This window comes from Pseudoalteromonas sp. Ld19 (assembly GCF_045064135.1).
Classification (GTDB): domain Bacteria; phylum Pseudomonadota; class Gammaproteobacteria; order Enterobacterales; family Alteromonadaceae; genus Pseudoalteromonas; species Pseudoalteromonas aliena.
In genome coordinates this window covers 1-2,158 of record NZ_JBISHA010000005.1, presented here as the reverse complement: position 1 = coordinate 2,158, position 2,158 = coordinate 1, and the positions used below count along the sequence as shown (strand labels likewise).

At 32.6% G+C, this 2,158-nt stretch carries 2 protein-coding genes; both read left to right on the top strand.

Translation table 11 applies throughout. From position 1 onward, the window contains the following. Positions 1-306 precede the first annotated feature (306 nt). Positions 307-933, top strand: a complete 627-nt coding sequence (locus tag ACJJVZ_RS00030; protein WP_405596917.1) for a DUF2326 domain-containing protein — start codon at positions 307-309, stop codon at positions 931-933. Positions 934-1,202: 269 nt separating this feature from the next. Further along, positions 1,203-2,066: a hypothetical protein gene (locus ACJJVZ_RS00025; RefSeq protein ID WP_405596915.1), complete on the top strand. Its 864-nt coding sequence runs from the start codon at positions 1,203-1,205 to the stop codon at positions 2,064-2,066. Positions 2,067-2,158: the final 92 nt, after the last annotated feature.

Genomic DNA, 2,158 nt, shown 5'->3' with positions numbered 1-2,158 from the left:
GCGAACATCATCACATTGAGATAATGCTTTTTCAACAGCTTGAACTTTAAATTCTTGTGTAAATCGACGTCTCATTTTATCTGCCTCTATTAAAAGTTAGAAGCGACAACTATCCTGACACAGGGGGGTAAATATATAAAAAGCAAGCACCTTTCTAGCCTTAAAAGTTTTTTCCCTAATGTAAATGAAGAAAAGATTGTCGAGATTGAAGAGTTTCATTGCGATATTACTCGCATACTTAAATCAGAATTAAGAACAAGTGAACGCGAACTTCAAGAAGATCTCGATTCAATTACAAATGAAATTTTGAAGCTCGATGAAAGAATTGGTCAAAAAATATCAAAATTCGACAACCCAGAAATTATCGTTGATCGAGTTTATGATCTTTCTAATTCACATAAAGAAACAATCTCTGAAAATGGTTTTTTTGAAACAGAAGTAGATATAAGAGAGTCCGTAAAAGATATTAAAGTTGATTTAAAGAATGAAAAAGAAAAAATATTAAAGTTCATTGAAGATTTAATTAACGACAAGATTAAAAGTTTGGTTACGTTTACATATAGTAAAAATCATAAAAGCCCAGAATTAATATTGAATGATAAAAGCTATCATTACAAGATAATTGATAACACAGGGACAGGCACTGCCTATTCAAACTTATTACTTCTAGATATTGCGATATTTGAAACAACAAAATTACCTATATTAGTCCACGACTCTTTGCTTTATAAAAATATAGAATATGATGCAGTTTCTAACTTTATCGACCTTTATCTAAAGCAAGAAAAGCAATCTTTTATAGCAATTGATGAAATAGAAAAGTACGGTAAAGAAACTAAAACCAAACTAGAGAAGCAGAAAGTCGTTAAACTTTCTAATCAAGAGGTCTTATATATCACAGACTGGAGAGAAAGAAGAGTTCCAATGAGTTGATTAATAAAGGTTAAAAGTAGCTAGATAGCCTTACTGAGTGATCCTAGCAACAAATTTAAACTATTATGATAAAAATAAAATAAATTTTAATACTGTGAAAAGTAAAAATATATTTAATGTTGATTTCGAGGCTGTCGAGGCCGTAGTGACGCATAAATAAAACTACTTTTTCTTAGTTTATATTGCGGATCTTATTAACTGTAGTGTAGGTCTAAATAACAGGCATAGTTGATCGAATAGACTAGACATTATACAAAGGAAATACTGACTTGACTGACATACATGAAGACTTAAAAATTGCTTTGGATTATCGTGGGCAGCTTCAAGAGAAGACCCACAAATCAGTAGAAGTAGATGATGAACTTTTAAAAAGATTACAAGAACATCTTGATAAAGTCTTTCCAGGTGCAAAGCAAGATGACCCATTTAAAATAGGTGCTCTACGTGAATTTCTTGCTGATAAATCAGCTGATTATAAAATTAGTGCGGTAGAAATAAAAAATTTACTCAAGGCGGAAGGTTTTGAAGAAAGTCATCCTTTATTTGAAATTCAAGCAACTGGCGAGACTAGTAGTTTTGATGATTTTATGACTGCCTCATTCTCCGAAGTACATTCTAAAACTCTAGTTACTGCTTGTGAAGAGATTGGGTTTAAATTAAGAGGTGGGTTCTCAATCGGCCTGATTGATTCTGAAGGCTTACAAGCTGAGCAGATCCCAGTATGGATGACTGAAGCGAGTGTAATTAATATTACTCAACAAATGTTAATTACTAGCAATCGGCTTTCAAAGCTCTTGGCTAAGAGTATGTGTTTCAGCATAAATGAAGGTAGCCAATATCAACTGTCTGATAACATAAATGACTATAAGAGTAAGCTTATCAATGATGAAAACCTACAAAAGGATTGGAGTCTTTTTTTTGCTGACTGTGGTTTCAATCCAAAAAACTCTTATAGAGGAGAGCGTGTTGAATTATCAAATGAATACGACCAAAGTTGTCATATCGATTTTTCGGACTCGATAATAAATTTTATTTTAGGCCATGAATGTGGCCACCATATTGCAAAACACTCAATAAATGGTACCGCTTCAGTCGGTAGTTTCCCCCTGTGTCAGGATAGTTGTCGCTTCTAACTTTTAATAGAGGCAGATAAAATGAGACGTCGATTTACACAAGAATTTAAAGTTCAAGCTGTTGAAAAAGCATTATCTCAATGTGATGATGT